18 protein-coding genes, 6 pseudogenes and 1 riboswitch are annotated in these 21185 nt (G+C 65.9%); of the genes and pseudogenes, 14 read left to right on the forward strand and 10 right to left on the reverse strand.

Annotated features, from left to right (window positions below; all coding sequences use genetic code 11):
• Positions 1 to 127: 127 nt before the first annotated feature.
• The 4 genes and pseudogenes from G4Q83_RS21485 to purU form a co-directional block, all read left to right on the forward strand.
• Positions 128 to 484: pseudogene (locus G4Q83_RS21485) on the forward strand (NAD-binding protein); the annotation flags it as partial.
• Positions 485 to 672: 188 nt separating this feature from the next.
• Positions 673 to 1444, forward strand: a pseudogene (locus G4Q83_RS21490) (IS5 family transposase).
• Between the two features lie 80 nt (positions 1445 to 1524).
• Positions 1525 to 1930 (forward strand): annotated as a pseudogene (locus G4Q83_RS21495) (XVIPCD domain-containing protein).
• A 77-nt stretch (positions 1931 to 2007) separates the two neighbouring features.
• Positions 2008 to 2859 (forward strand): formyltetrahydrofolate deformylase, encoded by an 852-nt coding sequence (purU, locus tag G4Q83_RS21500; RefSeq protein ID WP_128421267.1) that lies wholly within the window; start codon positions 2008 to 2010, stop codon positions 2857 to 2859.
• Positions 2860 to 3213: 354 nt separating this feature from the next.
• Here purU and G4Q83_RS23900 read toward each other — a convergent pair.
• A pseudogene (locus G4Q83_RS23900) lies at positions 3214 to 3393 on the reverse strand (hypothetical protein); the annotation flags it as partial.
• Between the two features lie 246 nt (positions 3394 to 3639).
• Complete coding sequence (gene metE / locus G4Q83_RS21505) at positions 3640 to 5931, reverse strand: 5-methyltetrahydropteroyltriglutamate--homocysteine S-methyltransferase (protein ID WP_128421266.1); 2292 nt, start codon at positions 5929 to 5931, stop codon at positions 3640 to 3642.
• A gap of 212 nt (positions 5932 to 6143) precedes the next feature.
• Positions 6144 to 6399: riboswitch (cobalamin riboswitch) on the reverse strand.
• A gap of 393 nt (positions 6400 to 6792) precedes the next feature.
• Here metE and G4Q83_RS21510 point away from each other — a divergent pair.
• Complete coding sequence (locus G4Q83_RS21510) at positions 6793 to 7215, forward strand: transposase (RefSeq protein ID WP_221893098.1); 423 nt, start codon at positions 6793 to 6795, stop codon at positions 7213 to 7215.
• A gap of 146 nt (positions 7216 to 7361) precedes the next feature.
• Here G4Q83_RS21510 and G4Q83_RS21515 read toward each other — a convergent pair whose 3' ends face one another.
• Together G4Q83_RS21515 and G4Q83_RS21520 are read right to left on the reverse strand one after the other, a co-directional pair.
• Positions 7362 to 7940 (reverse strand): ferritin-like domain-containing protein, encoded by a 579-nt coding sequence (locus tag G4Q83_RS21515; RefSeq protein WP_128421264.1) that lies wholly within the window; start codon positions 7938 to 7940, stop codon positions 7362 to 7364.
• A gap of 36 nt (positions 7941 to 7976) precedes the next feature.
• Positions 7977 to 8459, reverse strand: a complete 483-nt coding sequence (locus G4Q83_RS21520; protein ID WP_128421263.1) for a peroxiredoxin — start codon at positions 8457 to 8459, stop codon at positions 7977 to 7979.
• 166 nt (positions 8460 to 8625) lie between these two features.
• Here G4Q83_RS21520 and G4Q83_RS21525 point away from each other — a divergent pair, with 166 nt between their 5' ends.
• Both G4Q83_RS21525 and G4Q83_RS21530 read left to right on the forward strand, forming a co-directional pair.
• Positions 8626 to 9093 carry an Hsp20/alpha crystallin family protein gene (locus G4Q83_RS21525; RefSeq protein ID WP_128421262.1) on the forward strand — a complete coding sequence of 156 codons (468 nt, stop codon included), beginning with the start codon at positions 8626 to 8628 and terminating at the stop codon, positions 9091 to 9093.
• A 129-nt stretch (positions 9094 to 9222) separates the two neighbouring features.
• Entirely contained in the window at positions 9223 to 10104 is an 882-nt protein-coding gene (locus tag G4Q83_RS21530; RefSeq protein ID WP_128421261.1) for a DnaJ C-terminal domain-containing protein, read from the forward strand.
• A gap of 28 nt (positions 10105 to 10132) precedes the next feature.
• Here the strand turns inward: G4Q83_RS21530 and pilH are convergent, their stop codons facing one another.
• Entirely contained in the window at positions 10133 to 10516 is a 384-nt protein-coding gene (pilH, locus tag G4Q83_RS21535; protein ID WP_128421260.1) for a twitching motility response regulator PilH, read from the reverse strand.
• Positions 10517 to 10577: 61 nt separating this feature from the next.
• Entirely contained in the window at positions 10578 to 11582 is a 1005-nt protein-coding gene (locus G4Q83_RS21540) for an acrylyl-CoA reductase family protein (protein WP_128421259.1), read from the reverse strand.
• A 145-nt stretch (positions 11583 to 11727) separates the two neighbouring features.
• Between G4Q83_RS21540 and hflK the strand changes: the two genes are divergently transcribed.
• The 5 genes from hflK (at position 11728) to G4Q83_RS24930 (ending at position 16077) form a co-directional block, all read left to right on the forward strand.
• A complete protein-coding gene (hflK, locus tag G4Q83_RS21545) occupies positions 11728 to 12879 on the forward strand; it encodes an FtsH protease activity modulator HflK (RefSeq protein WP_128421258.1) in 1152 nt (383 codons plus the stop codon).
• On the forward strand, positions 12876 to 13739 hold the full coding sequence (hflC, locus tag G4Q83_RS21550; protein ID WP_128421257.1) for a protease modulator HflC: 864 nt from the start codon (positions 12876 to 12878) through the stop codon (positions 13737 to 13739). Before hflK ends, hflC begins: the two co-directional genes overlap by 4 nt.
• A 267-nt stretch (positions 13740 to 14006) precedes the next feature.
• Positions 14007 to 14192 carry a DUF2065 domain-containing protein gene (locus tag G4Q83_RS21555; RefSeq protein WP_128421256.1) on the forward strand — a complete coding sequence of 62 codons (186 nt, stop codon included), beginning with the start codon at positions 14007 to 14009 and terminating at the stop codon, positions 14190 to 14192.
• A gap of 268 nt (positions 14193 to 14460) precedes the next feature.
• Complete coding sequence (locus G4Q83_RS21560; RefSeq protein ID WP_128421255.1) at positions 14461 to 15753, forward strand: adenylosuccinate synthase; 1293 nt, start codon at positions 14461 to 14463, stop codon at positions 15751 to 15753.
• Positions 15754 to 15873: 120 nt separating this feature from the next.
• Positions 15874 to 16077: a hypothetical protein gene (locus G4Q83_RS24930; RefSeq protein WP_128421254.1), complete on the forward strand. Its 204-nt coding sequence runs from the start codon at positions 15874 to 15876 to the stop codon at positions 16075 to 16077.
• 75 nt (positions 16078 to 16152) lie between these two features.
• Here G4Q83_RS24930 and G4Q83_RS21570 read toward each other — a convergent pair whose 3' ends face one another.
• Entirely contained in the window at positions 16153 to 16431 is a 279-nt protein-coding gene (locus G4Q83_RS21570) for a hypothetical protein (RefSeq protein ID WP_128421253.1), read from the reverse strand.
• Between the two features lie 344 nt (positions 16432 to 16775).
• Here G4Q83_RS21570 and G4Q83_RS21575 point away from each other — a divergent pair.
• A pseudogene (locus tag G4Q83_RS21575) lies at positions 16776 to 17926 on the forward strand (IS3 family transposase).
• Here the strand turns inward: G4Q83_RS21575 and G4Q83_RS21580 are convergent.
• Entirely contained in the window at positions 17882 to 18208 is a 327-nt protein-coding gene (locus tag G4Q83_RS21580) for a hypothetical protein (protein WP_170069215.1), read from the reverse strand. The pseudogene G4Q83_RS21575 and the gene G4Q83_RS21580 sit on opposite strands and share 45 nt — an antisense overlap.
• Positions 18209 to 18455: 247 nt before the next feature.
• On the opposite strand from G4Q83_RS21580, the pseudogene tnpA reads away from it, so the two are divergent.
• Positions 18456 to 18887: pseudogene (gene tnpA / locus G4Q83_RS21585) on the forward strand (IS200/IS605 family transposase).
• 119 nt (positions 18888 to 19006) lie between these two features.
• On the opposite strand, the gene G4Q83_RS21590 reads toward tnpA, so the two are convergent.
• Both G4Q83_RS21590 and G4Q83_RS21595 read right to left on the reverse strand, forming a co-directional pair.
• Positions 19007 to 19426 (reverse strand): hypothetical protein, encoded by a 420-nt coding sequence (locus G4Q83_RS21590; RefSeq protein ID WP_128421992.1) that lies wholly within the window; start codon positions 19424 to 19426, stop codon positions 19007 to 19009.
• Positions 19426 to 20703, reverse strand: a complete 1278-nt coding sequence (locus G4Q83_RS21595; protein WP_246432200.1) for an RHS repeat domain-containing protein — start codon at positions 20701 to 20703, stop codon at positions 19426 to 19428. The genes G4Q83_RS21590 and G4Q83_RS21595 overlap by 1 nt, the downstream gene beginning before the upstream one ends.
• Positions 20704 to 21185 lie beyond the last annotated feature (482 nt).

Here is a 21185-nt window from a genome sequence, read left to right on the forward strand (position 1 = left end):
CCGCACGCAGCGTGGCTTCCAGCTTGCGCCGTCCAGGGAGTTGGCAATGAGCATCGGATTTCTCGGCCTGGGCACGATGGGCCAGCCGATCGCGCACAACCTGCTGCGCTTGGAAGTTGAGTCTAAGCTGTGCCTGGCCAGCGCGATCGGCACCATGGCCGAAGCGTCGGCGCTGGTGCGCGGGCACGGCGTGGAGGCGGCCGATTTCCTGGGCATGCTCGGCAGCACCGTGTTCGCCGCACCGGCCTACCAGACCTACGGCGGCATGATCGCGCAGCAGCGCTACAGCCCGGCCGGCTTCAAGACCACGCTGGGGCTCAAGGACGTGCGCCTGGCGCTGAGCGCCGGCGAGACCCGCCAGGTGCCGATGCCGCTGGCGGCGGTGCTGCGCGACCAGTTCATCGACGCGATCGCGCACGGCGACGGCGAGCTGGACTGGTCGGCGCTGGCCAAGGTCGCCGCGCGCCGCGCCGGGCAGGCCTGAGTGGGCCCCGGCGATGCCGGCACCCCGCGGGTCCCCGATGGACCCGCCAATGCGGCAGGCGCCGAGGCGTGGCGCAGACTTGCGCGCCACGCTTGAGCTTGCCGCATGCTTCCCGCTAAGAACCTGTTCACGATCTTTCCCGGGTAGTGCAAACTCTGCGGACGCGAACAAAGACGTATCCGAGTGACATGAGCCGGGAGCGGTTCGAGCAGATCCGCCCCATTCTGGAGCAGGCGCGCAAGCGTACCAAGCCACGGACCGTGGATCTGTAGGACGTGTGGTGCGCGGTGCTGTACCTGCTGCGCACCGGCTGTCAGTGGCCAGCGCTGCCCAGCGACTTCCCGAAGTGGCGCACCGTGCACTGCTACTTTGCCAAGTGGAGCGAACCAGACGATGAAGGAGTGAGCCTGCTGGAGCGGGCGCTCAAAAAATCAGGGTGGCGCGGCCCGCCAGGGACAGGGGCGCAACGCTTGCAGCACGTTCTTGATCGTGGACGCACAGAGCGTGAAGAACACGGACACGGCTGGCCAGAAGGGTTATGACGCGGGCAAGAAGGTCTCGGGGATCAAGCGTCGCATCGCCGTCGATACCCAAGGCCTGCCGCATGCGGTCGCGGTGACGACGGCGGAAGTGACCGACCGCAAAGGCGCGCTCCAATCCCTGGATCGTTGCAAGCCGAACCTGGGACACGTGCAAAGCCTGTTGTGCGATAGCGTCTATACCGCAGAACCGTTCGCCGAAGGCGTACGAGAGATCCTGGGCAAGCAAGTCACGGTGCAGATCGCCAAACGCAGCGGACTGCACACCTTCAAGGTCATGCCCAAGCGCTGGAGCGTCGAACGCAGCTTTGCGTGGCTGGAAAAGAACCGAAGGCTATGGAAGAACTGCGAGCGCAAGCTCAACACCAGCTTGCAGTTCATCCACCTGGCATGCCTGACACTACTACTCAAAAGATCGTGAACAGGTTCTAAGGTGCGGTGGCCTGCAGCGCACCACAGGAAGATGCCGTGTGCCCGAATTCGTTCGATCCCGGCGCCATGATGCCCTTCCAGCCGCCGCGCGCCGTCGCGCGCGAAGCCGTGCTTGGCCCCTAGCATCCGGACCATCCCGATCACCTGTTGTACGCGCAGATCCGCGAAGGCGTGCATGCGCTGGACGCCACCTGCGGGCGCGCGCTCGATGCGATCGGCGAGCGTATGGTCGCGCGGCTGCTGCCGTTGGCGAAGGAGTACGGGTTCGACCAGGTCGATCACGTGGTGCTGAGCCGCGAGCTGGGCGAGGTGGAGCACGGCGAGAACGTGTTCCGGGTACGCGGCGACCTGGACGACCCGGCGCACCTGCGCGCGCATCACCACGCACGAGGCGGTGGGCATGTCGGCGGCCGACTCGCTGGCACGGCTGGAAAAGGTCAACCGCCGCCTGGCGCTGCGCTTGCGCCCGGAGTGAGCGGGGAAGGCGCCCGCCGGCACCCCGCATCGCAATCCCCAATCCCCAATCCCGGCTCTTCCAATATCATTGGGCGGATGCGCGCCGATCACATCCTGACCCTGTCCTGCCCGGACCGTACCGGCATCGTCTACCGCGTCAGCGGCCTGCTGTTCGAGCACGGCTGCAACATCCTCGACGCACAGCAGTTCGGCGACGAGGAGAGCGGCCGCTTCTTCCTGCGTGTGCACTTCGACGCGCCCGCCGCCTGCACTGCCACGGCGTTGCAGGAGCATCTGGCGCCGCTCGTCGCCGACTACGCGATGGACTGGCAACTGCACGATGCGCGGCGCCGCGCGCGCCTGCTGGTGCTGGTCAGCAAGCAGGGCCATTGCCTCAACGACCTGCTGTTCCGCGCGCACAGCCGGCAACTGCGCGTGGACATCGCCGCGGTGGCGTCCAACCACGCCGATTTCGCCGCGTTGGCGCGCTCCTACGGCGTGCCGTTCCACCACCTGCCGGTCGGCGCCGCCAATCGCGCCGAGCAGGAAGCGCAGCTGCTGGCGCTGGTCGAGCGCGAGCGCATCGACCTGGTGGTGCTGGCGCGCTACATGCAGATCCTGTCGCCGGCGCTGTGCGCCGCGCTGGCCGGGCGCGCGATCAACATCCACCACAGCTTCCTACCCAGCTTCAAGGGCGCGCAGCCGTACCATCAGGCCCACGCCCGCGGGGTCAAGATCATCGGCGCCACCGCGCACTACGTCACCGGCGACCTCGACGAAGGCCCGATCATCGAACAGGACGTGGCCCGCGTGGACCATGCGATGACCCCGCGCGAGCTGGTGCGCCTGGGCAGCGACACCGAATCGCTGGTCCTGGCCCGCGCCGTGCGCCGCCACGTCGAGCATCGCATCCTGCTCAACGGGCATCGAACTGTCGTGTTTAGGTGAGTCCGGGATTGGGGATTGGCAACAGCGCGGGACATCCGCAAGCCCATGGCGGTACCGGTCGCGGCTGATGGCCCGAGGCCACCCAGAGCCGCTCCTACAAAGAACAGCACCTGGGTCGAAACTGTACCAGTCGCAGCATCGGCACATGGGGGCATCGGCGCTGCACCAGGCGCCCATGCCCGGGCAGTGCCGTTGCAAACCCCCCAATTCCGGCTCCCCCATCCCGGCCCTCCGCTGCCGCGCCGCCGCCGCGTCCCTCCATCGTCGCGTTGCGGCCGGCGTCCAGGGACTGCGCCGGATCGCGCATGCCGGTGGTACGGCACTGGGCGGTGGTGTGCCGCGGTTGACTCCGCCCGGCAGCTGCGCGCGCTTGGACAGGATCGCCGCCTCGGCCGGTGCCGGCGTGCGCATCTGCGCGAACTCCTCCGGCGGTCCGGCCAACTGCTTCGGGATCGGTTCGGCCGCATCCAGCGCAGCGACGGGAACGGCCAGGCGCAGGACGCAGACGGCGGAGACTCTCGACAGCTTCGGCATGACGCGCGCTCCTTGACGTTGCGAAGAAGCGGACCGGCGCGGCCGGAGCATCGCGGCATCGCGGCATCGCGCAGCGACGGCGGCACGTCCGCCGGACGCGGCGCCCACTCGCCGCGAAGATGCATGCCGGTTACAGCCAGGGCAGTTTGCGGGACAACGACGCAGTGCAGCAATGCGGTGGAACTGGGATGCCGCGCGCGGTTGCCGCGACGATGCCCGGCGTGCAGCACGCCGGGCATCGTCGGCTCACGCCGCTTGCGCCTGCTGCGCGCGCAGCTGCCGCGCCGCGGCCACCATCGCGTCCAGCGCGCTACGCGTTTCCGGCCAGCCGCGGGTCTTCAACCCGCAATCCGGATTGACCCACAGTTGCTGCGGATCCAGCACCGCCCGCGCCTTGTCCAGTAGTTGCAGCATCTCCTGCGTGCCGGGTACGCGCGGCGAGTGGATGTCGTATACGCCCGGGCCGATCGCGTTCGGATAGCGGAAGCGCACGAACGCATCGAGCAGTTCCATCCGTGAGCGCGAGGTCTCGATCGAGATCACGTCCGCATCCATCGCCGCCACTGCCTCGATGATGTCGTTGAACTCCGAGTAGCACATGTGGGTATGGATCTGGGTGGCGTCGCGCACCCCGGCCGCGGCGATGCGGAAGCACTGCACCGCCCAGTCCAGGTACGCCTGCCAGTCGGCGCGGCGCAGCGGCAGGCCCTCGCGGATCGCCGGCTCGTCGATCTGGATCACGCCGATGCCGGCCGCCTCCAGGTCGCGCACCTCGTCGCGCAGCGCCAGCGCGATCTGCCGACAGGTCTGCGCGCGTTCCTGGTCGTCGCGCACGAACGACCACTGCAGCACCGTCACCGGCCCGGTCAGCATGCCCTTCATCGGCTTATCGGTCAGCGACTGCGCGTACTGCGTCCAGCGCAGCGTCATCGGCGCCGGGCGCTGCACGTCGCCGAAGATGATCGGCGGCTTCACGCAGCGCGAGCCGTAGCTCTGCACCCAGCCGTGCTTGGTGAAGGCGAAGCCGTCGAGCTGCTCGCCGAAGTACTCGACCATGTCGTTGCGCTCGAACTCGCCGTGCACCAGCACGTCCAGCCCGATCTGCTCCTGCGCGCGCACGCAGCGCTCGGTCTCCGCGGCCAGGAACGCGTCGTACTCGGCGTCGCCGAGCTTGCCTGCCTTGTGCTGCGCGCGCGCCTGCCGCACCTGCGCGGTCTGCGGGAACGAGCCGATCGTGGTGGTTGGATAGGCCGGCAGCCGCAGCGCCGCCTGTTGCGCCTCGCGGCGCTGCGGATACGGCGACTGCCGGCGGCCTGCATCCTCGCCCAGCGCCGCCACCCGCCGCGCCACGTCGGGGCGATGCACGCGCGCGGACGCGCGCCGTGTCGCCAGCGCCTCGCGCGCCGCGTCCAGCTCGGCCTGCGCGTGCGGCAGTTCCTGCAGCGCATCGGCCAGCGTGCGCAGTTCCTGCAGCTTCTGTTTGGCGAAGGCCAGCCATGCGTACAGCTCGCGGTCCAACGCCTTTTCCTGTTCCAGGTCCACCGGCACGTGCAGCAGCGAGCACGATGGCGCCAGCCACAGGCGTTCGCGGCCGACATGCCCGGCCGCGTAGCGCGCCAGGGTCAGCGCGGTGTCCAGCGGCGTGCGCCACACGTTGCGGCCGTTGACCAGCCCGGCCGACAGCACGCGGTCGGCCGGCAACGCCTGCAGCACCGGGTCCAGCTGCGCCACGCCGCGCACCAGGTCCACGTGCAGGCCGTCGACCGGCAGCGCCGCCGCCAACTCCAGATTGTCGCCCAGTTCGCCGAAATACGTGGTCAGCAGCAGCTTCGGCCGCGGCGCCTGCGCCAGGAACGCGTAGGCGCGGCGGTAGGCGTCGCGCGCGGCGTCGTCCAGGTCCAGCACCAGCGCCGGCTCGTCGATCTGCACCCAACTGGCGCCGGCCGCGTCGAGCTGCTGCAGCAGCTCGGCGTAGACCGGCAGCAGGCCGTCCAACAGCGCCCAGCGATCGCTGCCGTCCACGGTCTTGGACAACAGCAGGAAGCTCACCGGCCCGATCAGCACCGGCCGCGTGGCGATGCCCAGCGCCTTGGCCTCCAGGAACTCGGCCAGCGGCTTGTCGCCGCGCAGGCGGAAATGCTGGCGCCGCGCCAGTTCCGGCACCAGGTAGTGGTAGTTGGTGTCGAACCACTTGGTCATTTCCAGCGCGTGCAGGTCCAGGCCGTCCTCCTGCGTGCCGCGCGCCATCGCGAAGTAGCCGGCCAGCGGATCGGCATCGGCCAGTGCGCGGTAGCGCTGCGGGATCGCGTCGAACAGGAACGCGGTGTCGAGCATCGCGTCGTACAGGCTGAAGTCGTTGCTGGGCGGCAGGTCCACCCCGGCCTCGACCTGCAGTCGCCAGTGCCGCTGGCGCAGCTGGCGCGCCGTGTCTTGCAGGCTTGCGCCGTCGGTGTCGCGGCGCCAGTAGCTTTCCAGCGCACGCTTGAGCTCGCGCCGCGCACCGATGCGCGGGAAGCCCAGGTTGGTCACGATCGTCATTTGCGTTTCCTCATTGCGTTCAAGGGCATTGAGGAACGAAGGAACCGCGCACCGTCCGCCCGTTTGCACGGGACGCCCGCCACGCCAGCGACCTCCGCCCCCGCGGGCGAGCCGGCGCCGCGCGGGCAGGCGGAAGCACGCAGCGCGGCGCACGGCCACGGCACGGCTTCCGGCCGCCTCCCCGCGGAAGCGCCAGGTCGAATCGGAAGACCACAGGTCCTCCGGCCGGGGCCGGTATTCGGGCTGATGGACGAGCGCACCATGCCGGCTGCGCGCCTACTGTCCGCCGCTTCCCAGGCCGGCATGCGCCGGCCCAGTGCCATTGACGGAGGTCGTTTCCATTCACCGCTGCGGGGCAGCTCCGGAATGGGCCAGGCGCTTGCGGCGCCTGGCCTTCACCGGATTCCCGTTTAAGTCCATCCCTTCATCCGAATGAAGCGATGGATACCTTCGGCCAGCGCACGATAGGCCGGATGCGGCGGTGGGTCAAGCCCACAGATGGTGATCCCGCCCGCACGGGCAGCACTTTTGCTGAAAATGCAGGGGCGCTTCGCTGGAAGACCGCAGGAGCACGTCGCCGCCGCGTTTGTCCCGCGCCATGCCGGGTTGCCGGTGCGCGCGCAGACGGAACCGCCCCGGGATACTTGGAATCTCCAACTGTTGAGAGGATGGCGTCATGAGCAAGCAGGCAGTGACGTATTGCCCGGACGTGCGGGAGCGGGCAGTTGGGCTGGTGCTGGAGCATCAAGGCGAGCACAGTTCGCCGTGGGCGGCGCTCGCGTCGATTGTCGGGAAGATCGGGAGGCCGTGCGCGGCGAGTGGGTCGAGGGGATCGCGCTGCTGCCACAGCCTCTCCGTGACGTGTCCCGACAGATCGCACAGGCGGGGGCGGCGTGTTCTCGCCTGCCCAAACTGCCCGGGCTTGGCCCGATCCTGCGCGCCACCCTGGCGGCTCGGCTTCCGGAGCTGGGCGCTGTGCATCCGCGCAAGATCGCCGCCCTGATCGGGCTGGCGCCGTTCAATCGCGCCAGCGGCCGCTGGCGCGGCCAACGCCGCATCCAGGGCGGGCGCGCCGACGTGCGCCAGGTGTTGTCCATGGCCACCTGGGCCTGGATCCGCGCCGGCTCCCCGCTGTCCCACACCTATGCGCGCCTCACCGCCGCAGGCAAGCCCGCCAAGGTCGCCATCGTCGCTGCATGCACAAATACCTGCGCTGGCTCAAGGCCATCGCACGCGATCAGGCTCCTTACGACTCTCCTGCGATCGCCTCTGCATGACAGTTGACTCCCACAAGTGCATGACCCCTGTAGGAGCGGTTTCAACCGCGAACAGGCCTTGCCGATAGATTCTGTCGCGATTGAAACCGCTCCTACAAAAAAGCGCCCGGCAGGTGCCGGGCGCTGGAGTCGAACTGCGTGCGGCTCGGCGGCCTATTTCCCGATCCAGCCTTCCAGCAGGTCGGAAAACTCGTCGGCGTGCTCTTCCTCCTGGGCCAGGATCTGCTCCAGGATGCGCTTGGTGGTGGTGTCCTTGTCGCCGACGAAGTTGATCATCTCGCGGTAGCTGTCGATGGCGATGCGCTCGGCGATCAGGTTTTCCTTGACCATGTCGCGCAGGTCCTCGCCTTCCTTGTACTCGGCGTGCGAGCGCGCGGTCAGGGTGTCGGGATTGAGGTCCGGTTCGCCGCCCAACTGCACGATGCGCTCGGCCAGCTTGTGCGCGTGTTCCTGCTCCTGCTGCGCGTGCTCCAGGAACTCGGCCTTGACCGAGTCGGCAAGCATGCCCGAGGCCATGAAATAGTGGCGGTAGTAGCGCAGCACGCACACATATTCGGTGGCCAGCGCATCGTTGAGCAGCTTGATCACCGCTTCGCGGTCGGCGCTGTAGCTCTTGGTGATCGCGCCGTCCTCGATGCTCTGGCGGGCGTTGGCGCGCAGCGTGGCGGTGTCGGTGAGGCCGCTGCTGTTCTGCAGCGGCTTGGCGTCGTTGGCTGGCTTGTTGTTGGACATGGCTGGCCGGTTCCTGTGTGGTGGGAGAAGGGAAGATCAGTCGGGAAGATGTTGCAGCACGTAGTCGGCAGCGGAGACCTTGAATTCGCCGGGCGCCTCGGCGAACAGCGCGCGCACCACGCCGTCCTCGGCGTACAGCGCGAAGCGCCGCGCCCGCACGCCCATGCCGTAGCTGCTGGCGTCCATTTCCAGGCCCAGCGCCCTGGCTAGCTCGCCGTTGCCGTCGGACAGCATCTGCAGGCCGTCGGGCACCAGCTGACTCTTGCCCCAGGCCTGCATCACGAACGGGTCGTTGACCGCCATGCAGTACACCTCGATGCCGCGCCTGCGGAAGTCCTCGAAGTGTTCCACGTAACCGGGCAGATGCTTCTCCGAACAGGTCGGGGTGAACGCGCCGGGCACCGCGAACAGCAGGGCCCGGCGGCCGTCGAACAGGCTGCGCGTGTCGACCGCTTCCACGCCTTCGCGAATGCGTTGCAGGACCACTTCGGGAATGCGTTCGCCGGGCTGGATGGGCATGTCTGGCTCCTAAGAATGAATCGAGTCTAGAAATGCGCATGGAAAGGCAACGTCAAGGCCCTTGAAATGCATGGGTCCATTCCTATCTGGCAGGCAAGGCGGCGGGTCGGACCCGCCGCCATCCACCCGCGAAGGGTCCGTCCCATTCACGTTGCAGGAGACTACGATGAGCATCGTCCGTTATCGCCAGTTGCCGGCCCAGGCCGCGTTCCAGAACGAGATCAAGCAGGTGTTCGACCGCTTCTTCGACCCCGGCGGCGGCACCGACGAGTCGGCCGTCGTCACCGCGCAGTGGGTGCCGCGCGTGGACATCAAGGAGGAGCCGGAGCGCTTCGTCCTGTATGCCGATCTGCCCGGCATCGACCCGTCCGCGATCGAGGTGTCGATGGACAAGGGCATCCTGTCGATCAAGGGTGAGCGCAAGAGCGAGGCGACCGCCGACAGCGAGCGCTTCTCGCGCATCGAGCGCCGCTACGGCAGCTTCCACCGCCGCTTCGCCCTGCCCGACAGCGCCGATCCCGACAACATTGCCGCCACCGGCCACCATGGGGTGCTGGAGGTGCACATCCCCAAGCGCCCGGCCAGCACGCCGCGCCGGATCCAGGTCGGCAGCGGGGCCACGATCGTGCAGTAGTGCCCGCCGGCGTCGCCGCGGCGATGCCGCGCCTGCGCGCCCGGCCAGTAGAATGGCCGGGCGATGGTGCAGAGCGTGCAACCGGCCCGTTGCCGCAAGGCGGCGGGCCGACTCTTTTTGAGGTGATGGATGGAATTCAAGGATTACTACGCCACCCTGGGCGTGGAACCCAGCGCGGGCGACGCCGAGATCAAGACGGCATACCGGCGGCTGGCGCGCAAGTACCATCCCGACGTCAGCAAGGAAGCCGGCGCGGAGGACAGGTTCAAGGCCATCAACGAGGCTTACGAGGCGCTGCGCGATCCACCCAAGCGCGCCGCCTACGACCAACTGCGCGCGCAGGGTTACCGGCCCGGCGAAGAGGTCCAGGCCCCGCCCGGCTACGGTGGCGGGCAGGGCTACGACTTCGAGGAAGTGTTCGGCAACGGCGGCGCCGGCGGCGGCTTCAGCGATTTCTTCGAGAGCCTGTTCGCGCGCCAGCAGCGCGCGCGCCAGGGCGCCGGTCCCGGCCCGGGCGCCGCGCCGCGCGGCGATACCCGCGCCAAGCTGGCGGTGCCGCTGGAGGCCGTGCACAGCGGCGACAGCGTGCGCATCACCATCAACGGCCGGCAGCTGGACGTGCGCGTGCCCAAGGGCGTGCGCCCCGGCCAGGTGATCCGGCTGAGCGGACAGGGCAACGGCGGCAGCAACCTGCTGCTGGAGATCGAGTACGCCGCGCACCCGCAGTTCGAGGTGGACGGGCGCAACATCCTGTACACCCTGCCGGTGACGCCATGGCAGGCGGCGCTGGGCACCAGCATCAGCGTGCCGACCCTGGGCGGCGCGGTGGAACTGAAGATCCCGCCGGATTCCGAGGCCGGGCGCAAGCTGCGCCTGCGCGGTCGCGGCCTGCCGGGTACGCCGCCGGGCGACCAGATCGTCGAACTGGAAGTGCTGGCGCCGACCCCGGAGACCGAGGCGCAGCGCAAGGCGTATCGCAACCTGGCCAAGGCGTTCGGCGAGACGGTCTGAGCAGCCGGGACTCGGGACCGAGTCCTTCTCACCCCGTCGGCCCCTCCTCACCGCTGAACACCCGCTCGATCACCTCGGACAGTTCGTCCTCGGAAAACGGCTTGGTGATGTAGGCGCGCGCGCCCTGGCGCATGCCCCACATGCGGTCGGTGTCCTGGTCCTTGGTGGTGACCAGGATCACCGGGATGTGCTGCGTGCTGGGCTCGCGGCGCAGGGTGCGGGTGGCCTGGAAACCGTTGAGGTTCGGCATCACTACGTCCATCAGTACCAGGTCCGGCAGCGCCGCCTTGGCGGCTTCCACGCCGGCCGCGCCGTCGGTGGCGGTGATCGTTGCGTGGCCCAGCTTTTCGACGATGCGCTGGATGCCCAGCAACTGCGACGGCGAGTCGTCGACGATCAGGATGCGTGCCATGCGTTTCCCCTTGGATGCCCGAGTGTAGTGGCAGTTGCGCGCGCGCGGAAAGCACTGCGCGTCACGCCGCCGGATCCAGCCGCACCACGGTGCGACCGCACGATTGCCCGGCGAGCATCGTCGCGAACACCTCGGGCAGCCCGGACAGGTCCACTTCGCGGGTGCAGATCGCCTCCAGGTGGCGCGGCTTCCAGTCGCTGCCCAGGTGCTGCCAGATCCGGTCGCGCAGGTCGCGGGCGGCGCCGGCCGAGCCGATGCCCAGCAGCGACACGCCGCGCAGGATGAACGGCATCACCGTCATGTCCAGCCCCGCGGCGGCGGCCAGCCCGGCGCTGGCAACGTTGCCGTACGGCGCGGTCTGCGCCAGCAGACTGGTCAACATCGCGCCGCCGACATTGTCCAGGCCGCCGCCGAAGCGCACCGACTCCAGCGGGCGCTGCGTCTGCAGCGCGTCGCGGCCCAGTACCCGGGTGGCGCCCAAGGCGCGCAACTGCTCGGCGCGGTCGGCCTTGCCGCTCACCGCATGCACCTCGAAGCCGGCGCGGCTGAAGATGTCGATCGCCAGCGAGCCGACCCCGCCGGTGGCGCCGGTCACGCACAGCGGGCCGTGCGCCGGGGTCTGACGGTTGTCGAGCAGGCGCAGCAGTGCCAGCGCTGCGGTGAAGCCGGCGGTGCCCAGCACCATGCTCTCGCGCAGGCTCAGCCCAGCCGGCAGCGGCACGACCCATTTCGCCTCCAGCCGCGCGTATGCGCTGTAGCCGCCGTCTCGGGTCTCGCTCAGGCCGCAGCCGGTGACCAGTACCGCATCGCCTTCCTTGAACGCCGGGTTGCTGGAGGCGACCACGTGCCCGGCCACGTCGATCCCACCCACCAGCGGGAAGCGGCGCAGGATCTTGCCCTGGCCGGTGCCGGCCAGGGCGTCCTTGAAATTCACCGACGACCAGGCGCCGCGGACCATCACTTCGCCCGGGCTGAGCTGGTCCAGCGTCACTGGCTCGACCGCGGCGCGGTGGCCCGCGGCGTCCTGGTGGATGTGGAAGGCGGGGAAGCTGGCAGGGAGCGACATGGCGGAGACCTTGGTCGACGCGAAGCAATGCACCAAGATAGCCCTTTCGAACCGTCGGATCTGCCCCATACTTGTAGAATCGGCGACTCACTTACGGTGAACGGCGCGGATCCACGCACCGCCACCTTCCCATCTTGGAGCATGCATGGCCTGGAATACACCCGGCGGCAAGGGCGGAGACGGCCCGGACAATCACGGGCGCAATCCCTGGAAGCCTCGTGAAGGCAACGGCGGCGGCAGGTGGGGCGGGATGCCCGGTCCATTGAAAGATCTGTTCGGCGGCGACGGCGGCGACATCGGCCGCTGGGTGCTGGGCGCGGTGGTGGTGTTGCTGCTGTTCAGCAGCTTCCAGCTGATCGGCGAGCAGCAGCGCGGCGTGGTGCTGCGCTTCGGCCAGTACTCGCGGATCCTGCAGCCGGGTCCGAACTTCAAGCTGCCGTGGCCGATCGAGTCGGTGCGCAAGGTCAATGCCACCGAGATCAAGACCTTCTCCAACCAGGTGCCGGTGCTGACCCGCGACGAGAACATCGTCAGCGTCTCGCTCAACGTGCAGTACCGCATCGACGACCCGCGCATGTACATGTTCGGCTCGCGCGACGCCGACCAGGTGCTGGAGCAGGCCGCGCAGAGCGCGGTGCGCGAGCAGGTCGGCCGCGCCGACCTCAACGTGGTGCTGAACAACCGCGGGCCGATGGCCACCGCCGCCCGCGATCGACTGCAGGCCGCGCTCAGCGCCTACCGCACCGGCCTGATCGTGACCGGGCTGACCCTGCCCGACGCGCGTCCGCCCGAAGAAGTGAAGCCTGCCTTCGACGAGGTCAACGGCGCGCAGCAGGTCAAGGAGCGGCTGATCAACGAGGCCCAGGCCTACGCCGCCAAGGTGGTGCCGGAGGCCCGCGGCCAGGCCGCGCGCACCCGCACCGTCGCCGAGGGCTACAAGGAAGCGGCGATCGCCCGCGCGCAGGGCGACGCCGAGCGCTTCAGCCTGCTGCAGCAGCAGTACCAGAACGCGCCGGAGGTCACCCGCAAGCGGCTGTGGCTGGAAACCGTGCAGAAGGTGCTGTCGGAGAACCGCAAGGTCGTCGGCGGCGACGGCCGCCAGCTGATCTACGTGCCGATGCCGGCCGATGGCGGCAAGAGCGCCGGCAGCGCCGCGCCGCCGCCATCCAGCAGCGGTGGCGTGCCGACGCTGCCGCAGGGCGTCCTGATGCCGTCGCTGTCCAGCAGCGCGGCCGAGAGTATCCGCAGTCCGGAGCGCACGCCGCGCCCGAGCGGCCGTGAGGAGGTGCAGCCATGAGAATGTCCCTGTGGGCGGGCGTCGCGGTGATCGTGCTGTTCGCGCTGCTCAGTTCGGTGTTCGTGGTGCGCGAGGACCAGACCGCGATGGTGCTGAACCTGGGCCGCGTGGCCCGCGCCGACCTCAAGCCGGGCCTGCACTTCAAGCTGCCGCTGGTGGAGACGGCGCGTGTGTTCGATCGCCGCTTCCAGGTGCTGGACACGCCGCCGGCGCGCTACTTCACCGCCGAGCAGAAGGATGTCAGCGTCGACTTCTTCGCGATCGGCTACATCTCCGACGTGCGCGCCTTCTACCGCGCCACCGGCGGCGACGAGAAAGTGGCCAACGCGCGCCTGGCGCCGATCATCATCGATTCGCTGCGCAACCAGATCAACGCGCGCACCCTGCAGCAGCTGGTGTCCGGCGACCGCGGCGAACTGATCGCCCAGCAGCTGAGCGCGATCAACGCCGCCGGCAAGACCCTGGGCATGCAGATCACCGACCTGCGCATCAAGCAGATCGACCTGCCCACCGACAGTCAGGTGATCACCGACGTGTACGAGCGCATGCGCGCGCAACGCAAGCAGGAGGCCAGCAAACTGCGCGCCGAGGGCGAGGAGCAGGCGCTGACCATCCGTGCCCAGGCCGACCGCCAGAGCACGGTGCTGGTCGCCGAGGCCGAGCGCGACGCGCAGAAGTTGCGCGGCGAAGGCGACGCCGGGGCCGCCAGCGTCTACGGCAAGGCCGGCTCGGCCGATCCGTCGTTCTACGCGTTCTACCGCAGTCTGGAGGCCTACCGCGGCGCGATGGCCGACGGCAACGCGGTGATCGTGCTGGACAAGAACGACCCGTTCCTGCAGTACCTCAAGAGCGAGCGCTGAGGGTGTGACTCGGCACTCGGGACTGCAGGGATGGGATCCCGGCCCAAATCGCGGTCAAGCGATTGGCGAAAAAGTGCCGCTTTCTCGAAAAAAGCTTTTTTGCAATTCCAGACCACCCGCTTTCTCTAGTAGGAAGGCCTTCAGCCCCGACGCCTTGCCGATCACGTGTCGGTGCCGAGGCCCCTCCCAAAGAAAAGCAGGAATGCGGGTGCACACCGCTTCGGTCCGGCCGCGCGGCGGCCCATCCGCCCTTTCCTGAGAACCCCCATGCACGATCTGATCGCCGCGGTGTGCCTGATCGTGATGCTCGAGGGCCTGTTCCTGCTGGTGGCGCCGGAGGCCTGGAGGCGGCTGGTGCAGCAGATGCTGGCCATGCCGGTCGCGCAGCTGCGCCTGGCCGGCGGCGTCGCCCTGGCGGTGGGGCTGCTGGCCCTGTGGTGGGTCCGCGGCTGAGCGGCGGCCGATCCGCCGTGCTTGCCCGCGTCCGCTGAACGCGCCGCCCGAGGGGGTGGTGACGGTCGCCCAAAACCCGGAGAATGCACAAAAGCCGGCCGGGCCTGCTCCATGCGAGCGTCTCGGCCGGCTTTTTCCGTGTATGGGCCTGCCGCCGCCTGGACCTTCCCCGATGGAGCGGCTGCAGCGGTGCCGGCAAGCGCCCATGCGCGGCCACCACATCCGTGCGGCCCCGATGGCCGCGCAGCAAACCAGGAGTTACCCCGTCATGGGTCAGTCAGTTGTTGTGCTCGGTGCCCAGTGGGGCGATGAAGGCAAGGGCAAGATCGTCGATCTGCTTACCGAGGAGATCGGCGCCGTCGTGCGCTTCCAGGGCGGCCACAACGCCGGCCACACCCTCGTCATCAATGGCAAGAAGACCGTGCTGCACCTGATCCCGTCCGGCATCCTGCGCGAAGACGCGCTGTGCCTGATCGGCAACGGCGTGGTGATCTCGCCGGCCGCGCTGCGCAAGGAGATCGAGGAATTGGAGACCTCCGGCGTGGAAGTGCGTTCGCGCCTGAAGATCTCCCCGGCTGCGCCGCTGATCATGCCGTACCACATCGCCCTGGACCAGGCCCGCGAGAAGGCCGCCGGCGGCAAGGCCATCGGCACCACCGGCCGCGGCATCGGCCCGGCGTACGAAGACAAGGTCGCCCGCCGCGGCATCCGCATCGCCGACCTGCACTACCCGCCGCAGTTGGAAGAGCTGCTGCGCACCGCGCTGGACTACCACAACTTCGTGCTGACCCAGTACCTGGGCGTGGACGCGGTCGATTTCCAGAAGACCTTCGACGAGGCGCTGGCCTTCGGCGAGTACGTGCAGCCGATGAAGTACGACGTGGCCGGGATCCTCCACGACTTGCGCAAGCAGGGCAAGCACGTGCTGTTCGAAGGCGCGCAGGGCGCACTGCTGGACATCGACCACGGCACCTACCCGTACGTGACCAGTTCCAACACCACCGTCGGTGGCGCGCTGGCCGGCACCGGCGTGGGCGCCGACGCCATCGACTACGTGCTGGGCATCGCCAAGGCCTACGCCACCCGCGTCGGCGGCGGCCCGTTCCCGACCGAACTGGACGATGAGATCGGCCAGGGCATCCGCGACCGCGGCGCCGAGTATGGCGCCTCCACCGGCCGCCCGCGCCGCTGCGGCTGGATGGACATCGTCGCGCTCAAGCGCGCCGTCGCCATCAACGGCATCTCCGGCCTGTGCATCACCAAGCTCGACGTGCTTGATGGCATGGAGAAACTGAAGATCTGCATCGCCTACGAATACCGCGGCAAGCGCACCGAGTACGCCCCGCTCGACGCCCAGGGCTGGGAAGAGTGCACCCCGGTGTACCTGGAGTTTCCAGGCTGGACCGAGAACACCCACGGTATCACCGTGTGGGACGAGCTGCCGCCGGCCGCGCGCGCCTACCTGCGCGCGCTGGAGGAACTGGCGGGGTGCCCGGTCTCGATCGTGTCGACGGGTCCGGATCGGGACCACACGATGGTGTTGCAGGATCCGTTTGCGTGATCCGGCGTCCCGTTCGACCATGGCCTGCATCAGCTTGTGCCTGAGTAGTCAGGCGGTGTTGTAGGCTGCCGCCGTAGGTCCAGCGCCGGGATGCCGTTCTTGTGCTGGGTGAGCACAGACATGGCTAAAAACCAGATCGGCAGCGACAGCTTGGTGTCGGCCAACAAACGTGCCGCGCGTGAGCGAGCTCTGGTGCTTGCCGCGGTTGCACTGGAACGGGTCGCGGCTGTGCAGATGGCAGCCGCGGCGATGCCCGCAGGCCGGGCACACGAAGCCTTGCGGCCCGCACTGCTGCCACAGCGCCTGCCGGCTTGGCTGCCGTAGCGCTCCAGGAACGCCGGCAGACTCAGGCGCGGCTGGAACTGAATCAGGAACTAAGGGAAGGTCTGAACAACGCCGTCAGAGGATGAGGCAATCCAAATCGGCCACGCTGACGGCACTCAGCCCTTGGTTTTCGCCGTCTCCGGCGCATTTTCGGGGTATTGCCCGGGTTACAGGCACACCCTCCCCACGACAGGCATCAACTGCTTTGGCTTCATCCACAGGTTCGACAGCGCAAATCGCATGTGGCGGAAGTGAATCAAGTCGTTCTTTGATGCGACGAAGGAGAGAAGATGACTCAAAATCTTGCGGTTGACTCATCATGGCTTCGGCTCTTGATGTATAGGCGGAATCCATCCTGCAAGTTCTATGGCTTCTTGCGGAACTGCTCCTCAAACGTCGGCTTAAATTCCGATAAGCTTGGCCCCGTACACTTCTCATCTGTACATGCCCTGATGAGCATAAGTCCAGTCGCGAACGCCCATTCCATTTGATCCCCATCGAAGACTGGCACCAACACTTCGAGGTCGCATGATCCATCCGATTTAAGCCTTGCTCGAATGCGATCCCACGAACGACCTTCCCATTGGATGCCTCGCTTATAACTTGACAGGACGAGTGTGTCGGAAGTGCCAGTTTGGACCGGCCAGCCTTTCGTAGACATCCGGACGCCATAATTGATGGCAATGACCGAGGTGTTTATGGGCAACAGCAAGCAGTACACGGATGAGTTCCGGGCCGAGGCGGTGAAGCAGGTGATCGAACGCGGCTTCACGGTGGTGGATGTGGCCTCCCGAATCGGGATTCCCAAGCACACGCTATACGGGTGGGTGCAGGCCGCCAGGAAGATGGCGCCGGCAGCCGGCGCTGCAGCGGCGTCGACCGACTCAGCGGAGATTCGCCGGCTCAAGGCCGAACTGAGGCGGGTAACCGAGGAGCGCGACATCCTAGAAAAAGCCGCCGCGTACTTTGCCAAGGGGTAAGGGCGAAGTACGCGTTCATGCGTGCGCACGTCCGGGAGTTTCGTCTGGCGACGATGTGCCGGGTGCTGGGCGTGCATCGCAGTGGTTACTAGGCCTGGCTGCGCAACGGCACCAGCGTCCGCGAACGCGAGGACCAGCGCTTGCTGGGCCTGATCAAGCACCACTGGCTGGCCAGCGGCGCGGTGTACGGCTATCGCAAGCTCACCCTGGATCTGCGTGAGGCCGGCGAGCGTTGCAGCCGTCACCGGGTGCGGCGCTTGATGAAGGCCGAAGGCTTGCGAGCGCAGGTTGGCTACGGCAGCAAGCCGCGTTAGCGGGGAGGTCCGGTCGGCGTGGTGGCGAATGTGCTCAACCGGGACTTCATTCCGCAGGCCCCGAACAAGGTCTGGGTCACGGACATCACCTATCTCCGCACCTACGAGGGCTGGCTGTTCTTGGCAGCGGTAATGGAGCTGTATTGGCGCCAGATCGTGGGTTGGGCAACCGCTTCGACAATGACCAGCGATCTGGTGCTGCAGGCACTGGTGGCAGCGGCGTGGCGGCGCAAGCCCGGTCCTGGCGTGATGGTGCACTCCGACCAGGGCTGGCAGTTCACCAGCAGCGATTGGCAGTCGTTCCTGAAGGCGCACCGGATGGTGCCGAGCATGAGCCGACGCGGGAACTGCCATGACAACGCCGTGGCCGAGAGCTTCTTCAGCGTCTTGAAGAAGGAACGTATCAAGCGTCGGATCTACCCGACACGCGCCATGGCGGCATCGGACGTGTTCGACTATATCGAGATGTTCTACAACCCGATCCGCCGGCATGGTTCCGCTGGCGGCGTGTCACCGGTAGAGTTTGAAAGGCGCTACGCGCAGAGCGGCGACTGAGTGTCTACGGAAATCTGGCCGGTCCACGTTGCCGTTGCTGCGCGTGGCCAGCAGGCTGCCGGCCAGGTACAGGTACTCGGCATGGCCGCGGCCGCGGCGCTCTTCGTACAGCAGTTGCCCGGCCCGGGTGTAGAACGCGTTCAACTGCGCGCCGGCGGCATCCAGTGCGTTCACCCGCAAGCCGTGGCCGTCGTAGCGGTAGGACGCCTTGCCCGGCACCGCGCGCAACCGAGTCCGGTAGCACTTGGCTTCGGTCCCGTAGCGATCCTTGAATTCGTTCATCGACAACCCCGACTGAAATCGCATGGCATTGATGCCCATGTCCGAACTCCACTGCGCTCGGAGGGAGCCAGTCTCCGACCACGCCTTCGCAAATCCTGCGACGACTGGTCGCTGAGGAATAGGACTAAACCAACCTGAGAGTTCCCCCGGCTCTGCCGGGGAGGCAGTAGAAGTTTGACGTATCCGGGAGTCCATCCCGGAGACTCCGCAACGTGAGCGGCCAAGCACACGAGACGGAGAAACCGAGATGGATGAGTTTGAGAGCTTAAGTCACACCGGGTGGGAGTGTCTGTACCACGTTGTGTTCATACCGAAGTGTCGCCGTAAGACACTGTATGTGGGTCTGAGGAAGCATCTAGGAGAGGTGTTCCGGCGATTGGCCGAGCAGAAGGAGAGCCGGGTCGAGGAGGGCCATCTGATGCCAGATCACGTCCATATGCTGTTGAAGATTCCGCCGAAGTAGGCGGTGTCGCAGGTGGTGGGCTATATCAAGGGCAAGAGCGCCATCCACCTAGCGCGGGTGTATGTGGAGCGGAAGCGGAACTTTGTAGGGCAGAGCTTCTGGGCGCGAGGTTACTTCGTTACGAGGGTAGGTCGGGATGAAGGGTTGATCGGGGCATACATCCAGAACCAAGAGGCGGAAGATCGGTGCTTGGACCAATTGCAGTTGCTGAGGTAGTCGGCCACCTTCAGGTGGCCCTAACAAGGGAGGCGCGTAGCGCTCCCGCAGCCGCTTTGAGCGGCTCACATCTCTAAAGCCCCCGGCTTTGCCGGGGGATATTTACTCAGGATAATTTGCTATGGGTAAGATGAAAAACTCGTGGCACAAATCGAGCCAGGCCACTGACTAAGATGCCCCTTCCTCCGCTCAGAAAATATTCCAGACATAACAATCTTTCTGTCATTTAAATCCAAGAAGGGAGATATGCCATATACCCACAGTCCATCCCGCCAGGAGGATGAGTCCGGATTGCGCCGACTCGGATAAATGACGCTTCGCTCAAAGCCAGAATAATAAAATCCAGCGACGGAAATCTCCTCTCCCTCGTATTTATTTGGATCTGATATTAATTCTGCAATCGAAACATTCCTCGTTTTGAAGGCCGCTTGAGAACAAGCTTCGGAATTAAGCCCATCACCAGGCATTATCTCGTCGCTCGCTTTAAACGAACAGCCATTCATGAGAAAAGATATTAATAAAATAGCCATTATTTTCATTATTTGCATCCTGACGCAGCTTTAGGATTGCATTTTACTGAACCACCAGCATCTCTATAATCCTTCCTAGTGGGCTCGCCTAAATCTTTTCCAATTTCCTGTTCAGCACTGGTGGCTCTGGCCTTTTCCCGGCTGACTCCTCTAGAACCATCTGGATTTATTGGCCTTTCCAATGCTTTTGCCAGCGCCTGATCACCCACACGATCATGCTCAGCAGCGTGGCTAATATCATGGCCACCATTTACTTTTGGCGATTGCACTTGGCCTGACGGTCTGATCTTAAAGCCATATGATGGATTTAAATTAACAGTTCGTGTGCTTGGGTCGTAACCAGGAGTTACGTCATTGTTAATAACGACGTAATATGTCTCGCTAGACCCTTCTAGCTGCCGCATTTCACCCCGCGTAGTCGGCGACATAACAAGAGAGACGATATATCTTTTACCATCCATCTCAGAAATACCCTTTCGATGCACATAGACCACTTCCCTGCCGTCCGGATCAGAAAATCTATATGGATTGTTGTTGGCGTACCAATACCGATTGAAATTCCCTCCAGTCGCAGAGTCCGCCGTCACCGGATCAACCGACAAGAACCGCGGTATTGCCGGATCGTAATACCGCTGCTGCATGTACACCAGCCCGGTGCCGGCGTTCATCGCATGGCCGGCGTAGCCGATGCCGTCGATGGTCTTGCCGATCGCCGCGCCGTAGGGCGCGTAGTGGGTGCGGTCGACGACCTGGCCGGCCGCGTTCGTCGTGGCCACCGGGCTGCCGAGTGCATCGGTGTGCTGGTAGGTCACGTTGCCGTTGCTGCGCGTGGCCAGCAGGCTGCCGGCCAGGTACAGGTACTCGGCATGGCCGCGGCCGCGGCGCTCTTCGTACAGCAGCTGCCCGGCCCGGGTGTAGAACGCGTTCAACTGCGCGCCGGCGGCATCCAGTGCGTTCACCCGCAAGCCGTGGCCGTCGTAGCGGTAGGACGCCTTGCCCGGCACCGCGCGCAACCGATTGCCGTAGTCGAACGTGTAGCCCTGCGCGTTCTTCTTCAGCAGGTTGCCCTGCACGTCGTAGGCCAGCCCGGCGATCGTCGCGCCGTTGCCGTCCACCACGCTGGTCAGGCGGTTGCTGGCGTCGTACCAATACCGGTGCTGGCGCACTCCTCCCAGCCGCGAGGAAGTGATGTTGTCCAGCGCGTCGTAGGTGTAGCGATGGGTCTGGTCGCCGCCGAAGCGGGGCGAGGTGGCCGCGCTCAGCCGGTCCAGGCCGTCATAGTGCATGCCCCGGGTTGCCATCGCCCTGTCGCCAAGCTCAGATAATCAGAGAATATAAACAATGCAAAGAAAAGGCACTCCGGCTATAGATCATCGGACCTGATGGAGTTAACCTTGGTCACAATAAAATCCTCTCCCTGTCTATTAGTGCTTATTGATTTAACAACTCCACTCACATTGACCTCTATCTTCATTTCATGCCCAGGCGGCCACTGGCTGTAGCCCAATCGGAGAAGCTCTTTCCCTTTAGGCGATGCCATCACTTCATCTGAAAGCTGAGCTGAAATCATTATCTTTGGATCATCACAATCATTTAATGAAATGCCATGTCGCCCAGATAAAAACATGATTCGAGCCTTTCCACTGACTGATTTGAATGGCCACTCGTCAGAATGGTACGAACATCCATTATTATTTTCGTCGTGCAACCCGCAAATGAGATGGCAATAAATGAGAAAGTCGTTATGGATATATTTCTCATAGCGCAC

Source organism: Xanthomonas theicola (assembly GCF_014236795.1).
GTDB classification, from domain to species: domain Bacteria; phylum Pseudomonadota; class Gammaproteobacteria; order Xanthomonadales; family Xanthomonadaceae; genus Xanthomonas_A; species Xanthomonas_A theicola.